1 protein-coding gene and 1 pseudogene are annotated in these 1,493 nt (G+C 54.1%); both read left to right on the top strand.

Annotated features, from left to right (window positions below; translation table 11 throughout):
* Positions 1–128: 128 nt before the first annotated feature.
* Complete coding sequence (locus BN1234_RS16895; protein WP_054957824.1) at positions 129–557, top strand: hypothetical protein; 429 nt, start codon at positions 129–131, stop codon at positions 555–557.
* Positions 558–847: 290 nt separating this feature from the next.
* Positions 848–1,493: pseudogene (locus tag BN1234_RS16890) on the top strand (hypothetical protein); the annotation flags it as partial.

Raw genomic sequence — 1,493 nt, 5'->3', positions numbered from 1 at the left:
GGGATTGGCGGTTCCTTTTTGTGTATTTTGCCGTGACCTGCTGTATGGGTGCGGGCGCTGTAATTCAACCTTGTCACCGCTTCTTCTGCTGCGGCATATACTGCAGGTAAGAGAAGGAGGTGAGTCTCATGGTTGCCCATTTGCTGTGGATACTTGGTATATATGGGGTTGCTGTTGCATTGGTTCACATTCTGAATGCCCGCAGGCATCGCAGACCATCATCGAGAAGGTATCCCGTTATTCATTATGTCTTGATTACTTCCAACCATGAGCGGCAGGTGGAATGGTATCTGAGAGCCCTTTCACTGTATGCCCTGCTAAGCGGAACAAGGTTACGCGTTACCGTCCTTGATGACCAGTCATATGATCAGACGGTTCAGATTGCACATCGAATGGCGGGCTTATCCGCGATTGATCTGAATGTATATGATTGGACCCCGGATGTGGAATCAACGATTGGGCAGACCGATTCGGTTCATGATGAAGAAGAGAAACGGATTAAGATTGATCTTCGAATTTCAAGTGAGGCGTTCCGAATCCCTTATGTCCAGGGCTAGGCTTCTGGAATGGGGAAGAGTTGCCCGGGTTAAAGATAGAATGGTGTGAAGCACACTCCAGCCTGAGAATGGGAGAGGAGGGTGCTTTTTTGTGTTGGTGAGAGGATGGAAGGAAGAAAAGGCGAGCTTATTGAAATACCCCGCAAAGTTGGAGCAGCCTTATCGAACGTTACAGAGCTTCCTTGGTGGCTTATCCTGTTTCAGTGAAGAAAGATGGGAGTCTCCGGCCTTGGGGCTTTAGCAGGGATTGGGCGCTTGAGTTTTGAGATTTCTGAGAGGGGGATGACCTGGTGCAGGCAGCCGTGTATGCAGTGGGGGTAATGGGGTGTTGGCGGATTGAGGTGTCGCTCGATATCCGGGTTGATTTAGGGTGGTGGCTGTTGGGGGAGGGGAGAGCGGGAGAGTTAGAGGATTGGAGAAGCGTAAGCAATGGGCGAAATGTTGCGGTTAAGGGTGTGGATAACGCAGGAAAGCTGCGTCTTGCAGATCGGTTTATTCTTCTTGCTCGCAGCTTGCCGTTAGGCTGGGCGGTCAGTCTGCGGGATGGGTTTCGCTTCGACAGGGCCATGGATCGCTGGGGATTACGTGAGTGGTACGGCTATATTCGGCAGGAGCTTGCAAGGTATTGGACTGCGGAGGCGAACGGGAGTGAGGAGCACTTGCTCGGCAAGCCAGCTGAGATGGCGGTGTGGAGGGCCGATCAGATGGAGAACTTGGAACATCTGAGAAGGATGAGCTTGGACGATACTGTCCTGTGGGACAAGCTCGGGGTTCAGGCAGAGCAGCTGGCGTTGTCCTTATCCGGCCGGGCTTTGCTGGCCGGTGAGGTGGAGCTGCTGCTCGAGGAGGCCGGCGCTGACCTGTCCGCCGGCTGGTTTGCTGCGGCCCAGCTTGGCTGCCTGCTGGGCCGCCTGCGGTTGGAAGCGGGGCTGGCGG

The organism is Paenibacillus dakarensis (genome assembly GCF_001373415.1).
In the GTDB taxonomy this organism is placed as follows: Bacteria; Bacillota; Bacilli; order Paenibacillales; family Paenibacillaceae; genus Paenibacillus_AQ; species Paenibacillus_AQ dakarensis.
The sequence above is the reverse complement of the archived record's forward strand: the minus strand, read 5'-3'. Positions and strand labels throughout refer to the sequence as shown.

Excerpts from the sequence above, each read along its gene's own strand:
- BN1234_RS16895 (WP_054957824.1), top strand. The coding sequence starts at position 129 with ATGGTTGCCCATTTGCTGTGGATACTTGGTATATATGGGGTTGCTGTT.